General features: G+C 33.8%; 18 protein-coding genes and 1 riboswitch. Of the genes, 8 read left to right on the forward strand and 10 right to left on the reverse strand.

The features are described 5' to 3' along the window. The first annotated feature begins 145 nt into the window (after nucleotides 1-145). Complete coding sequence (cspA, locus tag ssp1_RS06905; protein ID WP_002433901.1) at nucleotides 146-346, forward strand: cold shock protein CspA; 201 nt, start codon at nucleotides 146-148, stop codon at nucleotides 344-346. Nucleotides 347-635: 289 nt separating this feature from the next. Here cspA and lysA read toward each other — a convergent pair whose 3' ends face one another. From lysA to ssp1_RS06950, 9 genes are all read right to left on the reverse strand, one after another. Further along, nucleotides 636-1901 carry a diaminopimelate decarboxylase gene (gene lysA / locus ssp1_RS06910; protein WP_075778799.1) on the reverse strand — a complete coding sequence of 422 codons (1266 nt, stop codon included), beginning with the start codon at nucleotides 1899-1901 and terminating at the stop codon, nucleotides 636-638. 2 nt (nucleotides 1902-1903) lie between these two features. Next, a complete protein-coding gene (locus ssp1_RS06915; protein ID WP_075778800.1) occupies nucleotides 1904-2980 on the reverse strand; it encodes an alanine racemase in 1077 nt (358 codons plus the stop codon). A 3-nt stretch (nucleotides 2981-2983) separates the two neighbouring features. Then, nucleotides 2984-4135: an amidohydrolase gene (locus ssp1_RS06920; RefSeq protein WP_075778801.1), complete on the reverse strand. Its 1152-nt coding sequence runs from the start codon at nucleotides 4133-4135 to the stop codon at nucleotides 2984-2986. A gap of 184 nt (nucleotides 4136-4319) precedes the next feature. Beyond that, nucleotides 4320-5039 (reverse strand): 2,3,4,5-tetrahydropyridine-2,6-dicarboxylate N-acetyltransferase, encoded by a 720-nt coding sequence (gene dapD / locus ssp1_RS06925; protein ID WP_075778802.1) that lies wholly within the window; start codon nucleotides 5037-5039, stop codon nucleotides 4320-4322. A 23-nt stretch (nucleotides 5040-5062) separates the two neighbouring features. Further along, nucleotides 5063-5785, reverse strand: a complete 723-nt coding sequence (gene dapB / locus ssp1_RS06930; RefSeq protein WP_075778803.1) for a 4-hydroxy-tetrahydrodipicolinate reductase — start codon at nucleotides 5783-5785, stop codon at nucleotides 5063-5065. Further along, nucleotides 5785-6669 carry a 4-hydroxy-tetrahydrodipicolinate synthase gene (gene dapA / locus ssp1_RS06935; protein ID WP_118828158.1) on the reverse strand — a complete coding sequence of 295 codons (885 nt, stop codon included), beginning with the start codon at nucleotides 6667-6669 and terminating at the stop codon, nucleotides 5785-5787. Before dapA ends, dapB begins: the two co-directional genes overlap by 1 nt. Before the next feature lies 1 nt (nucleotide 6670). Beyond that, the gene (locus tag ssp1_RS06940; RefSeq protein ID WP_002451355.1) at nucleotides 6671-7660 is read right to left on the reverse strand and encodes an aspartate-semialdehyde dehydrogenase; all 990 of its coding nucleotides are present in this window, start codon (nucleotides 7658-7660) and stop codon (nucleotides 6671-6673) included. A 58-nt stretch (nucleotides 7661-7718) separates the two neighbouring features. Continuing rightward, nucleotides 7719-8924: an aspartate kinase gene (locus ssp1_RS06945; RefSeq protein WP_171970146.1), complete on the reverse strand. Its 1206-nt coding sequence runs from the start codon at nucleotides 8922-8924 to the stop codon at nucleotides 7719-7721. Between the two features lie 82 nt (nucleotides 8925-9006). Next, nucleotides 9007-9183: riboswitch (Lysine riboswitch) on the reverse strand. A gap of 560 nt (nucleotides 9184-9743) precedes the next feature. Then, entirely contained in the window at nucleotides 9744-11345 is a 1602-nt protein-coding gene (locus tag ssp1_RS06950; RefSeq protein WP_002451353.1) for an ABC-F family ATP-binding cassette domain-containing protein, read from the reverse strand. 145 nt (nucleotides 11346-11490) lie between these two features. On the opposite strand from ssp1_RS06950, the gene cvfB reads away from it, so the two are divergent. The 6 genes from cvfB to phoU all read left to right on the forward strand — a co-directional run bounded on the left by cvfB (nucleotide 11491) and on the right by phoU (nucleotide 17380). Beyond that, nucleotides 11491-12399 carry an RNA-binding virulence regulatory protein CvfB gene (cvfB, locus tag ssp1_RS06955; RefSeq protein WP_002451352.1) on the forward strand — a complete coding sequence of 303 codons (909 nt, stop codon included), beginning with the start codon at nucleotides 11491-11493 and terminating at the stop codon, nucleotides 12397-12399. Between the two features lie 341 nt (nucleotides 12400-12740). Further along, complete coding sequence (locus tag ssp1_RS06960) at nucleotides 12741-13721, forward strand: PstS family phosphate ABC transporter substrate-binding protein (RefSeq protein WP_002451351.1); 981 nt, start codon at nucleotides 12741-12743, stop codon at nucleotides 13719-13721. Between the two features lie 187 nt (nucleotides 13722-13908). Continuing rightward, on the forward strand, nucleotides 13909-14835 hold the full coding sequence (gene pstC / locus ssp1_RS06965) for a phosphate ABC transporter permease subunit PstC (RefSeq protein ID WP_002451350.1): 927 nt from the start codon (nucleotides 13909-13911) through the stop codon (nucleotides 14833-14835). A 1-nt stretch (nucleotide 14836) separates the two neighbouring features. Then, nucleotides 14837-15766 (forward strand): phosphate ABC transporter permease PstA, encoded by a 930-nt coding sequence (gene pstA, locus ssp1_RS06970; RefSeq protein ID WP_002451349.1) that lies wholly within the window; start codon nucleotides 14837-14839, stop codon nucleotides 15764-15766. Nucleotides 15767-15853: 87 nt separating this feature from the next. Then, complete coding sequence (pstB, locus tag ssp1_RS06975; RefSeq protein WP_002451348.1) at nucleotides 15854-16729, forward strand: phosphate ABC transporter ATP-binding protein PstB; 876 nt, start codon at nucleotides 15854-15856, stop codon at nucleotides 16727-16729. Nucleotides 16730-16732: 3 nt separating this feature from the next. Beyond that, the gene (gene phoU, locus ssp1_RS06980; protein WP_002451347.1) at nucleotides 16733-17380 is read left to right on the forward strand and encodes a phosphate signaling complex protein PhoU; all 648 of its coding nucleotides are present in this window, start codon (nucleotides 16733-16735) and stop codon (nucleotides 17378-17380) included. Between the two features lie 118 nt (nucleotides 17381-17498). Here the strand turns inward: phoU and pepF are convergent, their stop codons facing one another. Continuing rightward, entirely contained in the window at nucleotides 17499-19310 is a 1812-nt protein-coding gene (gene pepF, locus ssp1_RS06985; RefSeq protein WP_075778806.1) for an oligoendopeptidase F, read from the reverse strand. 198 nt (nucleotides 19311-19508) lie between these two features. Between pepF and ssp1_RS06990 the strand changes: the two genes are divergently transcribed. Then, a complete protein-coding gene (locus tag ssp1_RS06990; protein ID WP_075778807.1) occupies nucleotides 19509-19859 on the forward strand; it encodes a hypothetical protein in 351 nt (116 codons plus the stop codon). The last annotated feature ends 66 nt before the right edge of the window (nucleotides 19860-19925 follow it).

Consider the following 19925-nt stretch of genomic DNA (forward strand, 5'->3'; position numbering starts at 1 on the left):
AAATTATAATATCAAGTAAGCAATAGTTTTATTCCATATTGCAAAAAATATTTGCTATTATCGTTATGAGTAATTAGGTCATGTATTTTTTGTAATATGCGAATAACGCATATTGAATGAATTTTAGTCTTGGAGGTTTCAGATTATGAAACAAGGTACAGTTAAATGGTTTAACGCTGAAAAAGGATTCGGCTTCATCGAAGTTGAAGGAGAAAACGACGTATTCGTACATTTCTCAGCAATTAACCAAGATGGTTACAAATCATTAGAAGAAGGTCAATCAGTTGAATTTGAAGTAGTTGAAGGCGACCGCGGACCACAAGCTGCGAACGTTGTAAAACTATAATAAATAGATTGTAATTAATTGACTTTATTAACTAACACCTTACCAAGATGTAAGGTGTTTTTTTATGCGATTCATTCAATGTGCTATGTGATGATATAGGATACTTTTTAGACTATCATTAAAAACGTGACTTTTCACTCTCAGTGTTAAGTCACATTTTATTTATGTTTAAATACTAAAGCATCATTTAGAGAGATGAACTCTCAAGATTAAAAAAATGGCTATAACAACGAGTTCCATTAAACTAATTGTTGTAGCCTTATAAAATACCATACGAGATTAACTTTTATTATTTAGTATCGTTAATAATTAGTTGTCTTAATGATTGACGTTTAATCACTTCACGAGCTTTTCCATCTTTGATAAAGAACACTGAAGGTTTTTGCATTTGATTATAATTAGATGCCATTGAATAATGATATGCACCTGTTGATAATATTGCTAAATAATCACCACGTTGTACAGAACTTGGTAATTTTGCATTCTTAATGATAATATCACCAGACTCACATAATTTACCCGCAATAGTAACTGTATCATCCGCTTCTTCTTGGCGATTTACTAATAAAGCTTGATACTTAGCATCATAAAGTGCTGTTCTAATATGATCACTCATACCACCATCTATAGATACGTATTTATTAATTTCTGGTATCTCTTTAATCGTCCCCACTTCATACAATGTTATTCCAGCTTCGCCAACGATAGAACGACCGGGTTCAATACCTATTTCAGGTGTTTCCATATTTAACTGTTGTGCTTCATTTTTGATTGCATCAGTGATTTCAGCAATGCCGCTTTCAATAGGGAAGCTTACATCTCCCTCAACATATTTAATACCAAAACCACCACCAAGATTAAGTAAATCAACATGAATTTGTTGATCATTTAACCAATTCATAACTATTTTTGCAGTTTCAATAAATGCTTCTGTTCCTTCAATTTGTGAGCCAATATGAATATGTACACCTTTTAAATGAAGATGGTTAGTTTGTTTGATTTTATCAATTGCTTCATTAGCTAAGCCATAGCGTATCGATAAGCCAAATTTACTATCCTCTTGTCCTGTTTGGATAAATTCATGTGTATGTGCTTCAACACCTGGGTTAACTCTTAAAACTACTTGTACTGTTTCACTTGCATATCGATCAATTAAATCGATTTCTTCTAAAGAATCTATGACAAAATATCCAATATGATTTTCTAAAGCGTATTTAATTTCATGCTTCGTTTTATTATTACCATGGAAGTGTATACGACTTGGATCAAAGCCAGCTTCTAATGCAGTATACAATTCTCCTTCAGATACAACATCGAGTTGTAAATCTTCCTCTTGGACTAATTTAACCATCTGTATACAAGTAAATGCTTTAGAAGCATATGAAATATTATATTTTAATCCACTTTGTTGAAATGCTTTATGATAACGACGCATTTGATTTCGTATTTGTTCTTCATCATAAACAATCGTTGGGGTACCAAAACTTTGTGCAACTGTTTTAAGACTTGTACCTCCCATTGTTAATTCGCCGTATTCGTTATATTCTACTGTCATCTTTATCTGTACTCCTTTATAAGAGAATCGTGATTCATAGCGCTCAGTTGTTCTGAATTTGCTCCCACACCCTTAAAGGTATATTCATCAATGCGCATACTTTCATTATATAATACAACTTGATCTTGTGCATGTACGTGTTCATCAACTTCTACAAACATATGGCTCATCATTAGGGCACGAATAGGGTAGCGCTTACCGTTTATCAATGCTTCATGTTGTGCTCTTGCTCTTAATATACCGTCACCATAACCAACATCTACCACAGCAAGCTTAGTATTGTCATGTTGTGTTTCAAATGCCCAACTATAGCCACAATAGTCACCATTTTGAACTTCTCTAATTTGTATGACATTCGCTTTTACAGTCAATGCTTGTTGAATGGCTGCTTCATTCAATCCACTATATGGACGTGAACCATATAAAGCAATACCCACTCTAGCATGTGTATGGTGGGGGAGAACGACTTGTCCTTCTCGATAATAGCTTGCACTATTTTGAGAATGTATATAGTCGAATTGATATCCTTCATTTAATAATGTATGTAAAACATTCAACCATGCTGAACGTTCTACATCATATTCAGTTACACCAAATTCATCAGCATAACCAAAATGTGTCCATAAACCAGAAATAATCATGCGTTTAGGGTTCTTATTATGTTGATGATCTTGTAATACCTCTTGAATCTCTTCTAGTGTTTTAAATCCAGAACGATGCAGTAAATTTTCAAACTCTAAGTGCACATGAATATCTCGTAAATCTTCTTTATGCTCGTAATAATAATTTAAAGAAGGTAAGGTCATATGAATATGATAATCACGTACAGTATCAAAATCATATACCGCATTCATAAGAAACACCGTTGCATCTGGTGCTAATTCACGTACACGAACTGCTTCTTTAAGTGACGTCGTACTAAATGTATTGATACCTGCACGTAAAAATTGCTTTACCGCAAATTCTAAGCCATAGTGGTAAGCGTTATTTTTAACAACGGCCATAATGGGTTGTTGATTTTTCACTTTCTTAGCATTGTTATAAAATGCTTCTGTATCGACTGACCAAATTGCTGTCAATGCTTACACCTCTTTATAATTTAATAGTAGTTGTTCATAATAATTGGCTACGTCTATTAATACCTTTTCATCAAAATTTAAATGAGACGTATGTAATCCTGTCACATAACCTTTATCTTTATTGCGAGTTCCAACGAAGACGAAGTAAGCAGGTGCTAATAATTGACCATAGAAACTAAAGTCTTCACCAAATAAGAATGGTGTTGGTTTGTCGATGACTTCTAGATTTGCATTTTTAAGTGCCTGTTCAACAGGTTCGCGTAATTTCGGACTATTCATTGTAGGTGGATAGCCTTCCTCAAATTTTACTTCACACGTCACATTAAATAATAATGATACACTTTCAGCAATTTTTTGCATTTGATTTTTTACAATAGTTAAATCATCGACATCATATGTACGAATTGTTCCTTCTAAATAGCCATTACTTGGTACTGTATTGATAGCTTCACCAGCTTCAAAATGACCCATATGTACTATATTTCGTTTTAATCCATTCAAATGAAATTGTTGTATTTGACCCACTTGTGTTAAGACGTGTTGTAAGGCTTCGCCACATGAATGACCTTGCTCTTTATCAGCAACGTGACTAGATAGTCCTGTTAAATAGAATCGGTATTCTGTCGCACTTGCCGTAATTTCTTCGTCTCGAATGACAACTGTGCCTTCATCAGAAAAAGGATTAACGTGAATACCAAATACAGCTTCAATAGGGTAATTATCAAAAGCCTTGGCTTTTATAAGACGATGTGCACCACCACCTGTTTCTTCTGCAGGTTGGAATATAAATACAATATTGTGAGGGAGAGTACCTTTATCTGCCATTGCTTTACAACGCTTAACAAATAACATCAGTGCCGTCGTATGACCATCATGGCCACATGCATGCATCACGTTATCATTTTGGCTACGAAACTCTACATCATTTTCTTCAAAAATGGGTAATGCATCTATATCTGCTCTATAAGCGATAGTATGCTGACTATTACCTTCAAGATATGCAATCGCACCTGTTTCCAATGGACGTTCAAATGGTACGCCTAATTCTGTTAAGAAATCAGTAATGTACAGAGTAGTTTCATATTCATGTAAACTTAATTCAGGATGCTGATGTAAATGTCGACGGTGTGTTGTTACAAATTCTAATTCATTCATCATTATCATTCCTTTCACCATAAAAATCCCAAAATATATACTATTAAATATCATGATAATAAAAAGTCGAAACAATGAGGAGAGGCAATGTGATCATTTGAACGGTAGGGCGTTAAACACACTCACGTTCAAGTTCAAACCATAGGCCACTCCTTTGTTTCAACTGCCATATTATTATAATAAATTAATCATTTAATTTGCGTAATGCTGATACAATTTCACGTTTAGAATCTTCGACTTCAGACGTTTGCTTGATCACTTTAGCAGGTGTTCCGGCAACAACTGCTCCTGCAGGTACATCTTGCGTCACAATAGCGCCAGCTGCTACAATCGCACCTTCACCAACTCGAACACCTTCTAAAATAACTGCATTTGCACCAATTAACACATTATCTTCAATGACAACAGGTGACGCACTAGGTGGCTCGATGACACCAGCTAATACTGATCCTGCACCAACATGTACATTTTTACCAGTTGTCGCACGACCGCCTAGAGTAGCATTCATATCTACCATTGTACCTTCACCAACAACTGCACCAATGTTAATTGTTGCACCCATCATGACTACAGCACCATCTTCGATTACAGCTTGTTCACGAATGAAAGCACCTGGTTCAATACGTGCATTCGTATTTGTTAAATCTTTTAATGGGATGGCTGAATTACGACGATCCATTTCAATTTCAATATCCTCAAATTTGTCTTGATACGACTCATAAAATGGTTTCCAATCATCCGCTTCACAAAAGATCACTTTAGAATGATCTGAACCAAATACTTTAAATGATTCGGGGAAGTTGACGCCATCAAATGTACCATTGACATAAACTTTTAAAGGCGTTGATTTTTTTGCATCACTAATATATTGAATAATTTCTTGTGCTGATAAATGTTGTACCATAATTTTGCTCCTTTAGTTATATTTTATAAATTATCAAATGTATAAAAACCGTTTTCTTTATTGATTAATTTTTCAGCTGCACCAATTGCACCATTCGCGAAAATGTCTTTAGATTGTGCTTTATGTGAAATCGTAATTGTTTCATCTGTGCCAGCAAATAACACATCATGTTCTCCAACAATCGTACCGCCACGAACTGTATGGATGCCAATTTCGTCTGGTGTACGTTTCTCAGTTTTATCATGGCGATCATATACTGGAGTTGTTTTATCACGTAATCCTTCTATAACATCATATAACTTCACTAATGTACCACTAGGCGCATCAACTTTCTTATTATGATGTGCTTCTGTCAGTTCAATATCAAAATCTTGTAATAGGGGAACTGCAGCTTCTAAAATTTTAGTAAGTGCATGAACACCATAACTCATATTTGCACTGAAAAATACTGGCATCTTTTTACCTAATGCTTCTAATTTTTGAGTGATTTTCTCTTTTTCACCAGTAGTCGCAACGACTAATGGCAATTCAAATGATTCATCTAATAGGGGTAATAATAAATTAGGATTAGAAAAATCAATTGCTACATCTGCTTCTTTAGCATCTGCAATACGTTCAAATTGTTGGTATGGTGATGAATCACTATTCATCGGTTCAATAACACCGACAATTTCGTGGCCTTTTTCTTCAGCTAATCTAGCAACACGCTGGTTCATAGCTCCATAGCCAATTAATAAGATCTTCATTATTTTTCACCTGCTTTAAATGTTTCGTAAGCTTGCTCTAATGTTTGACGATCATTATCCTCAAGTGGTACAAGAGGCAAACGTAATTCATAGCTTCCAAATCCTTCATAAGCCGTTAATGCTTTAATTGAAATAGGATTAACATCAACTGATAACGCGTCTAATAATTGGCCAATCGGTTCAAATGCCTTTGCCAATGTGTCCCCATCTTGTTTAGCATCATATAAGTGTTGAAATGCTTTTGGAATGACGTTAGCAATAACTGAAATCACGCCATTACCACCACGTTGATAAAAATCAACCACATTGTCGTCATTACCACTATAAATGGCAAATTCATCTTGATTCACACGTTTTTTAACTTCTTCAAAATAATCCAAATCATTTGTCGCATCTTTAAGCGCTACAATATATTTATTTTGACTTAACGTTTCAACTGTTTCTGGTTCAATCGTCATATTCGTACGTGAAGGTACATTATATAAGACAACAGGTAATTCAACTGCATTCGCAATTGTTTCAAAGTGTTGAACTAAACCACGTTGATTTGTTTTATTGTAATAAGGTGTAATTAGCATCACTGCATCTGCACCAAGTTGACGTGCACGTACAGACGCTTGAATAGATTTTTCAGTATTATTTGTACCTGTACCTGCAATCACAGGAACCTGTTTGTTAACTAAATTCACAACTGTTTCTAAAACATGTTCTTTCTCTTCATCGTTTAGTGTAGGGCTTTCAGCTGTAGTTCCATTTACAATAATCGCTTGTGCATTATTTTCTAATAAGAATGTAACGTGTCGTCTTAATGCATCATAATCTACTTCATTATTTACAAATGGCGTTGTTAATGCGACGCCTACACCTTCAAACATGTGTGTCATATTAAAGAACTCCTTTCAATTTTAAAACTTGTTCTAAAACTTGAACGGCATTCAATGCTGCACCTTTAAGTAGGTTGTCTGATGTACACCATACGTGGAAAGTATTGTCTAATGTGTCATCTCGACGAATACGACCAACAAACACGTCGTCTTTACCTGTTGAGTGAATTGCTAAAGGGTATTCATTTTTAGCAGGATTATCTACAAGAACAACACGATCATCTTTATCGAATAATTCTTGAATTGCTTCAACGGTAGTATCTTGTTTTAAAGTAACATCCATTTCAACACTATGGCTATCTTGAACTGGCACACGTACACAAGTTGCAGTCACTTTTAAATCTTTGTCATTTAAAATTTTACGTGTTTCATCTATCATTTTTTGTTCTTCTTTTGTATAACCATTTTCAAGGAATACGTCAATATGTGGTAATACGTTATTATAAATTGGATGAGGATAAGCTTCTGGTGCTTTACCATTTGCACCTTCAGATAAATCTCTCTTACCCTTAACTCCTGATCCTGAAACCGCTTGATATGTCGTATAAGCTACTCTTGATAATCCAAATGCATCTTGCAATACTTTTAATGGTACGACTGATTGAATCGTAGAACAGTTTGGATTAGCAATGATGCCTCTTGTAAAGTGGGGTTCGTTAACCTCAGGTACAACTAAATCAACATCTTCTGTCATACGCCATTGACTAGAATTATCAATGACAATAGCGCCAGCTTTTTCAAATAGTGGGGCGAAGTGTTCACTTGTACCACCACCAGCACTCATCAATACATAATCAAAGTGTTCACTTGCTGCTTCATCTGTAAGTTCTTGTACTGTATACGTTTGCCCTTGAAATTCGATTGTTTGACCAGCTGAACGTGCTGAAGAAAATAGAACCAATTCATCAAAAGGGATCTCTTTTCGATCTAAAGTTTCTAACATTTTTGTTCCAACTAATCCTGTTGCACCAACTACTGCTAATTTTGTCATGTCTAAGTCACTCCGTTTTAAATATTATTAATATTGTGAAAAATTAAGTTAAAATCAATTATATATCAAATGCACCGTACAATTCTTCGACGGCTTTTTCACCATTTTCAGCATCAATGACATAAGAAATACTGATTTCAGAAGTGGTTGTTTGGTAAAAAGGTATCTTCGCATTAATTAATGTAATAAATGCTTTAGATGCTACGCCTGACATATCTCTCATACCGGATCCAATTAATGAAATTTTGACATATGCTTCATTAATTTTGAAATCCAATGCTTCAAAATCGACGGCTAATTGCTCTAAAATAGCTGTGATTTGATGTGCATCTGTATCTTTTATACTGAAGGATAATTGTAGTCCTTCGTGGTTAACGATTTGTGAAATCATATCTACATTGACAGAACCTATTTCTAGCTCTGTGAATAGTTGTGTTAATAATTGATTATCTGGTAGGGGATAAGTGATCGTTACATGCATCATGTGTTGATCTAATGCAACCCCAGTAACTGCTTTTTTCTCTAATAAATCACTTCTAGACATAATCCATGTTCCTTTCACATTTGATAATGTTCTTCCTAAATATAATGGTATATCATAATTTTTAGCCAACTCTACGCTACGTGTCTCAAGTACACCAGCACCTAATGCGCTCATTTCCATCATTTCCTCGTATGATACATACTCCAAACGTTTGGCATGACTCAATATTCTTGGATCTGTAGCATACACACCATCAACATCTGTGTAGATTTCACAAGGAATCTGATTACTTGCTGCTAAAGCTACTGCTGTCGTATCAGAACCGCCACGGCCGAGTGTAGTTAATTCATGATCCTCGTTGATACCTTGGAATCCAGCTATGACAAGTACATCGTACTTATTAAAAGCTGTTTCAAAGGTTGATGGGTCAATTTCAGCAATTTTACTTTTTAAATGATGACCAATGGTCTTGATACCTGCTTGATATCCTGTCATTGCCTTTGCACTAATTCCAATATCATTGAGAACCATTGATAAATATGAAACAGTTTGTTGCTCTCCTGTAGTTAACAGTAGGGCGAGTTCTTGCTCTTTTGGTGTTGATGTTAATGTGGACACATTTTCCATTAATTGGTCCGTGGTTTTGCCCATTGCACTAACTACCACAATCAGTTGTTCACCTTGTTCAACACGATTTTTTAGCATACCTGCTATATTTTTAATTTTTGTAAAATCACTGACGGAAGAACCGCCAAATTTCAAAACACTTCTATTCAATATTTGTCCTCCTCAGTTAGTAGGGAGACACATCCATTCAATAAAAAAAGAACAAGTCTGGAATGCGACTTGTTCTACATTTATGTACAAGTGATGCACTCCATTATTGTGAAATAATGACAAACTCTTAGCTCTTAACCAAAAAGTCCAACAAATGATACCTGCTATTATCATTCGTTTCGGCATTGCCCCCTTTCAATATTAGCTGTTAGCAGACAGTTGCCTAATATTTACTCATGTTTAATGCGCCTCATCAAAATCTTATTCAATTGATATGTTTTTATTATACATATACCACATGTGACTGTAAACCGATAATTGTGATTTTTTAAAATAAACAGAAAATTTAGAGCCACTTTTTCAAAAAATATAGTGGCTTTTATGCAATCGTTGCTAAACGATTGTAAACCTTTTAGTGCATTTTAATGCTTAGTATCTCTTGTGCTCTCGGATAACAAGACGAGTGTATTCCTTTTGAATCTTTTAAAAGAATAGTGGTTCTTATGCAATCGTTGCTAAACGATTGTAAACCTTTTAGTGCATTTTAATGCTTAGTAACTCTTGTGCACTCGGATAACAAGACGAGTGTATTCCTTTTGAATCTTTTAAAAGAATAGTGGCTCTTATGCAATCGTTGCTAAACGATTGTAAACATTATAGTGCATTTTAATGGTTAGTATCTCTTGTGCACTCGGATAACAAGACGAGTGTATTCCTTAAAATATAAATAACTAGAGTAGTAGGGGAATGTTCATTATATCTGTATATAAAAAGCGTATAAATACATCATCAAAATGTATTCATACGCTCAATCGAAGTCATTTATTGTAATACTCCTGTTTCTTTTAAGTATTCTTCATAAGGAATTTCTTTAGAAACGGCACCAGATTGATTTAAATCAATCACACGGTTAGCAATTGTATTGATAAATTCAAAGTCATATGATGTAAAGATCAATGAACCTTTAAATGATTTCAAACCATCATTGACTGCTGTGATACTTTCTAAGTCTAAGTGGTTGGTAGGCTCATCAAGTAACAATACGTTAGCACTTGATAGCATCATTTTACTTAACATACAGCGAACTTTTTCGCCACCTGATAACACGCTTGCTTTTTTCTTAACTTCTTCACCACTGAATAACATACGTCCTAAGAAGCCACGTAAGAATGTTTCAGTTTGTTCATCTTCTGGTGCATATTGACGTAACCAGTCAACAAGATTCATATCCACACCATCAAAGAATTCAGAGTTATCTTTAGGGAAGTAACTTAATGAAGTTGTTACACCCCATTTATAAGATCCTTCATCAGGCTCCATTTCACCAGCTAAGATTTTAAGTAATGTTGTTTTAGCAATTTCACTATCACCAATTAAAATAGCTTTATCATTAGGATTCATTGTAAATGAAATGTTATCTAATACTTTTTCACCATCAATTGTTTTTGATAGGTTTTGAACAGTTAATAAATCATTACCAATTTCTCTTTCAGGTGTGAATTTAACATATGGATAACGTCTAGATGAAGGTTGGATATCATCTAATTCAATTTTTTCTAATTGTTTCTTACGACTCGTTGCTTGTTTTGATTTAGAAGCATTCGCTGAGAAACGCGCAACGAAATCTTGTAATTCTTTAATTTTTTCTTCTTTTTTCTTATTTTGTTCTTGAGCCATTTTTTGAGCTAATTGGCTTGATTGATACCAGAAATCATAGTTACCAACATATACTTTGATCTTACCAAAGTCTAAATCTGCAATATGTGTACACACATTATTTAAGAAGTGACGGTCATGGGATACTACGATAACAGTATTTTCAAAGTTGATTAAAAAGTCTTCTAACCAACTAATAGCTGGAATATCTAAACCATTGGTAGGCTCATCTAGTAATAATACGTCTGGATCGCCAAATAAACTTTGGGCTAGTAATACTTTTACTTTTTGGTTATTTTCAAGTTCAGACATTTTCTTGTCTTGTAATGAAGCATCGATACCTAATCCTGAAAGTAGGTTAGCTGCATCTGCTTCAGCATTCCAACCATTCATTTCAGCAAATTCGCCTTCAAGTTCAGCAGCACGAATACCATCTTCATCACTAAAGTCTGGTTTCATGTAGATTTCATCTTTTTCTTTCATTACTTCATATAAACGTTCATGACCTTTGATCACAACATCAAGTACGCGTTCATCTTCATATGCGAAGTGGTCCTGTTTTAAAATCGCTAATCTTTCATCTTTACCTAATGACACATGACCTGTTTGTGAATCTAACTCACCAGATAAAATTTTTAAGAAAGTAGATTTACCTGCACCATTTGCACCAATTAAACCATAGCAATTACCTTCAGTAAATTTAATATTTACATCTTCAAATAGCTTACGATCGCCAAAACGTAAACTTACATCAGTTACTTGTAACATGCATTTGCTCCTTTTTTATATCGTTATTCTAACGGAAGAATTATATCATATTATAACGATAGTTTCGACCACCGATAACTTGTAATGATAGATTACATGACTCGTGTTATACTATAAAAGAATAAAAGACTCGAAGGAGAATATAATGGCACTAGAAAAAGATATCGTAGGTTCTATAGAATTTCTTGAAGTGACTGGCTTACAAGGATCAACATATATGTTAAAAGGACCCAATGGAGAACAAGTTAAACTCAATCAATCCGAAGTAAATGAAGAAGACGAATTACAAATAGGTGAAGAATACAGTTTCTTTATTTATCCAAATAGATCAGGTGAATTATTCGCAACACAAAATATGCCTGATATTACGAAAGACAAATATGACTTTGCAAAGGTGCTTAAAGTCGATCGCGATGGCGCACGTGTTGATGTTGGCCTACCAAGAGAAGTATTAATACCATGGGAAGATTTACCAAAGGTTAAAACATTATGGCCAGAAGCTGGAGATCAATTACTCGTGACATTAAGAATTGATAGTCAGAACCAAATGTTCGCTCGTTTAGCAAGTGAAGGTATCGTTGATAACATGTACACACCTGTTAACGACGATAGTAAACAAAATGAAATGTTAGAAGCTAGACCATATCGTGTTTTAAGAGTGGGGAGTTTCTTATTAAGTACCGAAGGTTATAAAATTTTTGTTCATGAATCAGAACGTAAAGCAGAGCCAAGATTAGGTGAATTAGTTACCGTTCGTATTATTGGTCATAATGAACGTGGTGAACTTAATGGTTCATTTTTACCTTTAGCTCATGAAAGATTAGATGATGATGGGCAAGTCATTTTTGATTTACTTGTGGAATATGATGGCGAATTACCTTTTTGGGATAAATCAAGTCCCGAAGCTATCAAAGAGGTATTTAATATGAGCAAAGGTTCATTTAAACGTGCCATTGGTCATTTATATAAACAAAAGATGATTAATATTGAAACTGGCAAAATCAGCTTAACAAAAAAAGGTTGGTCTCGTACGGAAGACGAACAAAATTCTTAATACAAAAACGCATTTCTTCTATTAATATAGTCGAATCATATCACCATAGCGCTTATTGAATGAAATATTTCAATAAGCGCTTTTTTTGTAATATTTTAAGTATCCAAAACCATCATTTTTATATTTTGCAATTTTAACAACCCAAAAATTATATTATTTTTCAAGATCTCTAACTTTAAAAACACTGTTATATCAGTGTTCAAAGCATATTTACAATTCAATTCTCATTCTTAACAAAACATTTACATTAGCTCTATTATTAATTAACAATAAACCTTTAGTATTAGGACTGTAAGAAATACATATAACATTTGGGTTATTTATATTAGGAGGATGTTTCAATGAAAAAGTGGCAATTAGTCGGTACGACTGTATTAGGAGCTTCAGTACTTTTAGGCGCTTGTGGCGGCGGTAACAATGGCGGTTCAGGCGAAGGTAAAGATGTAAGTGGAAAAGTAAAAGGTGACGGGTCATCAACAGTCGGTCCAATCATTGAAAAATTAAACGAAAAATTCGCTAAAGATTATCCTAACGCTACAGTATCATCTGGTACTTCAGGAACTGGTGGCGGATTTGAGAAATTCATTTCAGGTGAAACAGATTTCTCAAATGCTTCAAGACCAATTAAAGATGAAGAAAAGAAAAAATTAGAAGATAAAGGCATTAAATACAAAGAATACAAAATTGCACAAGATGGTGTAACAGTTACAGTAAATAAAGATAATGACTTCGTTAAATCATTATCTAAAGATCAACTTAAAGAAATCTACTCTGGCAAAGCTAAAACATGGAAAGATGTTAACTCTAAATGGCCAGATAAGAAAATTAAAGCTTTCTCACCTGACCAATCACATGGTACATTCGACTTCTTTACTGAAGAAGTAATGGACAAAGGCGATATCAAAGCTGAGAAAAATGCTGATACAAACGTTATCGTTCAATCAGTTGAAAAGAATAAAGAAGGTATCGGTTACTTCGGTTATAACTTCTATCAACAAAATAAAGATAAATTAAAAGAAGTTAAAATCAAAGACGATAAAGGTAAAGACACAGAACCAACTAAGAAAACAATCCAAGATAACTCTTATGCATTAAGTAGACCATTATTCATCTACGCTAAAGAGAAATCATTAAAAGATAACAAAGCTTTCCAAGAATTCATGAAATTCACACTTGAAGATAAAGGTAAAGCAGCTGAGGATGCTGGTTATGTAGCCCTTCCTAAGAAAGACTACAAAGAAGAGCTTAAAGATTTAAAAAAATACATTAAGAAAAACAGCAAAGACTCTGATAAAAAATCTGATAAAAAAGAAGATAAATAATTAATAATAGAGTTTGGGAATACTAACGAAAATCATTGCAAAGTGGTTAAAATCAATAACCACTTTGTCTGATTTTCTTTTCAGGTTATAAGTCATATTACAAATCATGAGTCTAGCTCATCTATAGCCTGAAATATTCCCACTCTTTTTTTATAATTGGGAGATTTAATAAGAGAGAGGTTTTTAAATGGCTTCAAAAACAAATATTAGAGAAATGATTGCTAAGAACAATGCCAAAAAGGGTGGTACAAGCGATAAAATCGTACCGATTATTTTGGCTATCATTGCAGCGATTTCAATTTTAGTTACATTAGGGATTTTATTTACTTTACTTACAGAAACAATTACGTTCTTCACACGTGTACCAATTACAGAATTTTTATTTTCTACAGATTGGAACCCATTCTCTGCTAAACCATCATATGGTATTTGGGCATTAATCATAGGGACGTTAAAAATCACAATCATTGCTGCATTATTTGCCGTTCCAATCGGATTAGGTGCTGCTATTTACTTAAGTGAATATGCGACTGACAAAGTTAGACGAATTATCAAACCAATTTTAGAAATTTTAGCTGGTATTCCTACTATCGTATTTGGTTTCTTTGCATTAACTTTTGTCACACCAATTTTAAGATCAGTATTTCCACAGTTAGGTAGTTTCAATTCAATCAGTCCCGGATTAGTCGTTGGGGTTATGATTATCCCACTTATCACAAGTATGAGTGAAGATGCAATGGCATCAGTACCGAATAAGATTCGTGAAGGTGCATTGGGATTAGGTGCTACTAAATTAGAAGTTGCAATTAAAGTTGTGTTACCAGCAGCAGCTTCAGGTATTTTAGCTTCAATCGTATTAGCTGTCTCAAGAGCTATCGGTGAAACAATGATTGTATCTCTTGCAGCAGGTAGTACACCTACAGCTTCACTTAACTTAACTGGTTCTATTCAAACAATGACTGGTTATATCGTTCAAGTTGCGACAGGCGATGCTACTTTCGGATCAGACGTTTATTACAGTATCTATGCAGTAGGTTTCACGCTATTCATTTTCACATTAGCAATGAACTTACTATCACAATGGATTTCTAAACGTTTCAGAGAGGAGTATTAATATGGCGACAACTACTAATACATCAAATAGCAATAGCAAAACATTAATCGATCAAAAGCAAGTCGATAAAAATATTTCGAGTCGTATGACCAAAAATAAAATTTTCAAAGGTATATTTTTAGCCTGTACATTAATTGGTTTAATCGTATTAGCAGCTTTATTAGTTGATACATTAATTAAAGGTGCTGGGCATTTAACACCATCATTCTTTACTAACTTTTCATCTTCCACACCATCAATGGCAGGGATTAAAGGTGCATTAGTTGGTACATTATGGTTAATGATTACTATTATTCCAATATCAATCGTATTAGGTGTAGGTACAGCAATTTATCTTGAAGAATATGCACGTAAAAATCCATTCACGAACTTTGTTAAGGTTTGTATATCAAACTTAGCAGGTGTACCTTCAGTTGTATTCGGTCTATTAGGACTTACATTATTCGTTCGTGGTATGGGCGTTGAATCATTATCACTTGGTAAATCAATCATTGCCGGCGCATTAACAATGTCTTTATTAATTTTACCAGTCATTATCGTGGCGGCACAGGAAGCGATTCGTGCTGTACCTAACTCAGTAAGAGAAGCTTCTTATGGTTTAGGTGCTAACAAATGGCAAACGATTTATAAAGTGGTATTACCTGCAGCTTTACCAGGTATTTTAACAGGCTTTATCTTAGCGCTATCTCGTGCATTAGGTGAAACAGCACCTTTAATCTTAATTGGTATTCCTACAATTCTATTACGTTTACCAAGCGGTATTATGGATCAGTTCCAAGCATTACCAATTCAAATATATAACTGGGCAAAAATGCCTCAAGAAGAATTCCAAAATGTCGCATCAGCAGGCATTATCGTATTATTAGTAATCTTATTATTAATGAATGGACTGGCTATTTTCTTCCGTAACAAATTCAGTAAGAAATTTTAAGCTAACGTCGTTATAAAAACAGGGAAACGTTATTTACGATTAAGTAGACATTAAATCAACTTAGTTAATTAGAAGGAGTTTTAAATTATGGCTAATACAAAAGTCGAAGAAAACAAAACATTAGATCAATTGAAAGACAACTCAAATCAAGGCGTATCTACTATAGTAACTACACAAGATAAACACGATCCGATTTCTGATAGTGAACGTAAAATCGTTTATTCTACACAAAATTTAGACTTATGGTATGGTGATAATCATGCGCTTCAAAATATCAATTTAGATATTCTTGAAAACAATGTAACTGCCATTATCGGACCATCAGGTTGCGGTAAATCAACTTACATTAAAGCTTTAAATCGTATGGTTGAACTAGTTCCATCAGTTAAAACTGCAGGTAAGATTTTATATCGTGATCAAAATATCTATGATGCAAAATATTCTAAAGAAAAATTAAGAACGAATGTAGGAATGGTATTCCAACAACCAAACCCATTCCCTAAATCTATATATGATAATATTACGTATGGACCAAAAACACACGGCATTAAAAATAAAAAGATTTTAGATGAAATTGTAGAAAAATCACTACGTGGCGCAGCTATTTGGGACGAATTAAAAGATAGATTGCATATGAATGCGTATGGATTATCTGGTGGACAACAACAACGTGTTTGTATCGCTAGATGTTTAGCAATTGAACCTGATGTTATTTTAATGGACGAACCAACATCAGCTTTAGACCCTATTTCTACATTGAAAATTGAAGAACTTGTTCAAGAATTAAAAGAAAACTATTCTATCATCATGGTTACACATAACATGCAACAAGCTGCTCGTGTTTCTGATAAAACAGCTTTCTTCTTGAACGGCTATATAAATGAATATGACGACACTGATAAAATTTTCTCAAATCCAGCTGATAAGCAAACTGAAGATTACATTTCAGGACGATTTGGTTAATATATGGCAGTGATTAGACAAAAATACGAAGGCCAACTAGAAGACTTAATCAAAGATTTACGTCGTCTAGGTCTTCGTGTTTATTTTAATATTGAAAATGCATTAGTGTCGTTAAGTGATGATAAGAGAACTTTCGCAAGAGAGACAATTGAAAAAGATAAAGAAATTAATCGTTTAGACTATGAAATTAATGAAAAAGTCATCATGCTTATTACAAAGCAACAACCTATAGCGACAGACTTACGCATGATGATGGCAGCTTTAAAGATTTCTACTGACTTTGAACGTATGGGTGATAACGCCGCAAATATCGCTCATATTCGACTCAGAGTTAAAATAACTGACCATTATGTCTTAACAAGATTAAAGACTATGGGCAAATTAGCTATGCTAATGCTTGAAGATTTAAATACAGCTGTCAAAAATGAAGACATTACATTAATTAAAGAAATTATTGAACGAGATCAAGATATCGATGATTTATATATCAACATTGTCAATACGACATATTTAATTGATAACGATCCGTTTGTAGCAGGTCAAGCTCACTTAGCTGCTAGAAATCTAGAACGTGTCGGAGATCATATTAGTAATATTGCTGAAAGCGTGTACTATTTTCTCACAGGTGAACACTACGAAGCAGGTCGCTAAAATTCCTATTTAACCCAAATTTAAATATAACTGACTGATCTTCGTAATTGTTAGAACCTAAAGATATAAAAATCCCCTAAATGATAGCACTTAGCTACATTTAGGGGATTTGTTTTACTTATGAATTAGCCTCAATTTCATCAGTAAGCGCAATTGCTTCATCTACCAATTCAGATATATATCGTATTGTGTCTTTCAATGGTGCTTCTGTTGTGATATCAACACCTGCTTGTTTTGCTAATGCAACTGGTGATAAACTACCGCCTGACTTCAACGTATTTAACCAATCATTAACAGCTGGTTGTCCTTCAGTTTTTATTCTTTGTGACATGACAGTACCAATTGTTAAGCCCGCTGAATAAGTATACGAATATAGCCCCATATAATAATGCGGTTGTCTCATCCAAGTTAACTCCGTACCGTCTGTCATTTCAACCGCATTACCAAAGAATTGTTGATAAACATTAAGCATAATATCATTTAACACTGGCGCTGTTAATGATTCTCCATGATCTACTTTCTGATATACTTCACGTTGATAAGCCGCTTCTAGCAAATGCGTCACCATATTATGATAATACGTACGAGATAGTATAGAACCGATGACCCAACGTTTGAATCGTGGATCTTCGCTATGGTTGAATAAATAATTTGCCATTAACATCTCGTTCATTGTTGATGGTGCTTCCACAAAATACATTGAAGCTTCAGATTCTAAGAAATTCTGATTTTGTTGTGCTAAAGTGAAATGACCTGCATGGCCTAATTCATGTGCCAAGACAAATGTTTCAGCCATCTTTCCAGTCCATGAAATAAAGACATAAGAGTGTGTGAAATAAGGACTAGCACAGAACGCACCAGTATCTTTACCTTTATTTTGAGCGAAATCTATCCAGCGATTTTGGTATGCCGATTCAATCATAGAATGGTAATCGTCGCCAAGTACATCAAGTGCACCATAGATATAAGATTTAGATTCATCAATGGAAATTTCAGGTTCATAACTAGGATCGATTGAAACCTTTAAATCTTCAAAATGCATTTTTTCCAATCCATGTACACGTTGCAGTAATTTAGCATATTTTTGCATGACAGGTGCTAGATCACTCATAATGACATCAATTTGTCTATCAAACATATCACGTGTCACTTCTTGTTCTTGTAATAAATAATCAATCACTGAGTCATATCCTCTTAAATCCGCTTCAATTTTTTCTTGTTGTATTTGCATATTATAAGTGGCAGCTGTTGTATGTTGATAACGTCTAATCGCATCGCTAAATGCCTTAAAACTTTTCTGTCTAAATTCAGGATCAGCATGATCCTCGTATTCATTTTCAAATGTTGCATAATCCATTGGATACTCTATGTTGTTATGTTTAAATGATTCAAATGCAATATCTAACATTTTAGTAGTACCGTATAAATCATAAGGATGATTTAAAGTAGGGGATAGACTTGCTAATGTTTGTTCAACTTTAGGATCTAATTGATACGGTTTGCGTTCAATTAATTGTTGAATGTAATGTGGATATTGTGTTTGAGATTTCAGTTGCTGTAACGTGTCATTACTCAAATTTAATATTTCTGATTCGACAAAGGATAATCGACTTGCGATTTTACCATAAGACGTATTTAATTTAGCATTTAATGTCTGTGCATCTTCATTAGTTGTGTCTACACTTAAACGTAATTCAGCATAATTGCCTAATCGATCAATTTGTATTAAAAGTGCTTCATAATCTTTAAGCGCATGTTCAATCGTATCAATTTCTTTTAATTGACCATTATAACGCTCATTAAAAGATAATGAAGAGGCTAACGTCTCATCTAATATTTGGTAAAAATCTTCATCATTTTGGAATAAATCCTTTAAATCCCATGTTTCAGTACTAGGTATATCTTGTCTATTTGGTAAACCTTGTGTCAATATGATTCACTCCCTGTTTGTAATCAATAATTTTATTATACATGAGTTAAATTCGAAACGCAGTTGATACATATCAATCATACATCCGCAATTAGGTCGGTTATTAATCATTTAGAAATACTACTATAGTAGGTTTAGTTAAAGTAAATTAAATAGTATAATAATGTTAGTATTATTTAAAATAAGGAGAATCCATTTATGACTATTTTTGATATGCCGAATTTTCTATGGATTTCTATATTAGCAGTTATCATTTTAACTGTTTTCTGCACTTTAGTCTTACATAGATGGTTTATTGCAGCAGTTATTTCTTTTGTAGTATTAGGTGTATTAGCGTTCTTAATTCCTAATTTCCAAGATATTACATATCAACCATTACTAGGTTATGCTGCTTTTATGGCGATTGTGAGCTTAATTATCAGTTTCCTATTATGGTATTTTACACGTAATTGGAGACGTGAAAGAAAGAAAAAGCAACTCGAAAAAGATATGCGTCGATATGAACAATTTGAACACGAACAAGATGTTAACCAATTTCGTCGCCGTTAATATATAACGATCATAGGCCCAATTCTGAAATAATTTGACAGAGTTGGGTTTTACAATTTAAGTTTT

Origin of the sequence: Staphylococcus sp. M0911, from assembly GCF_003491325.1 — a bacterium.
Taxonomy (GTDB): Bacteria; Bacillota; Bacilli; order Staphylococcales; family Staphylococcaceae; genus Staphylococcus; species Staphylococcus warneri_A.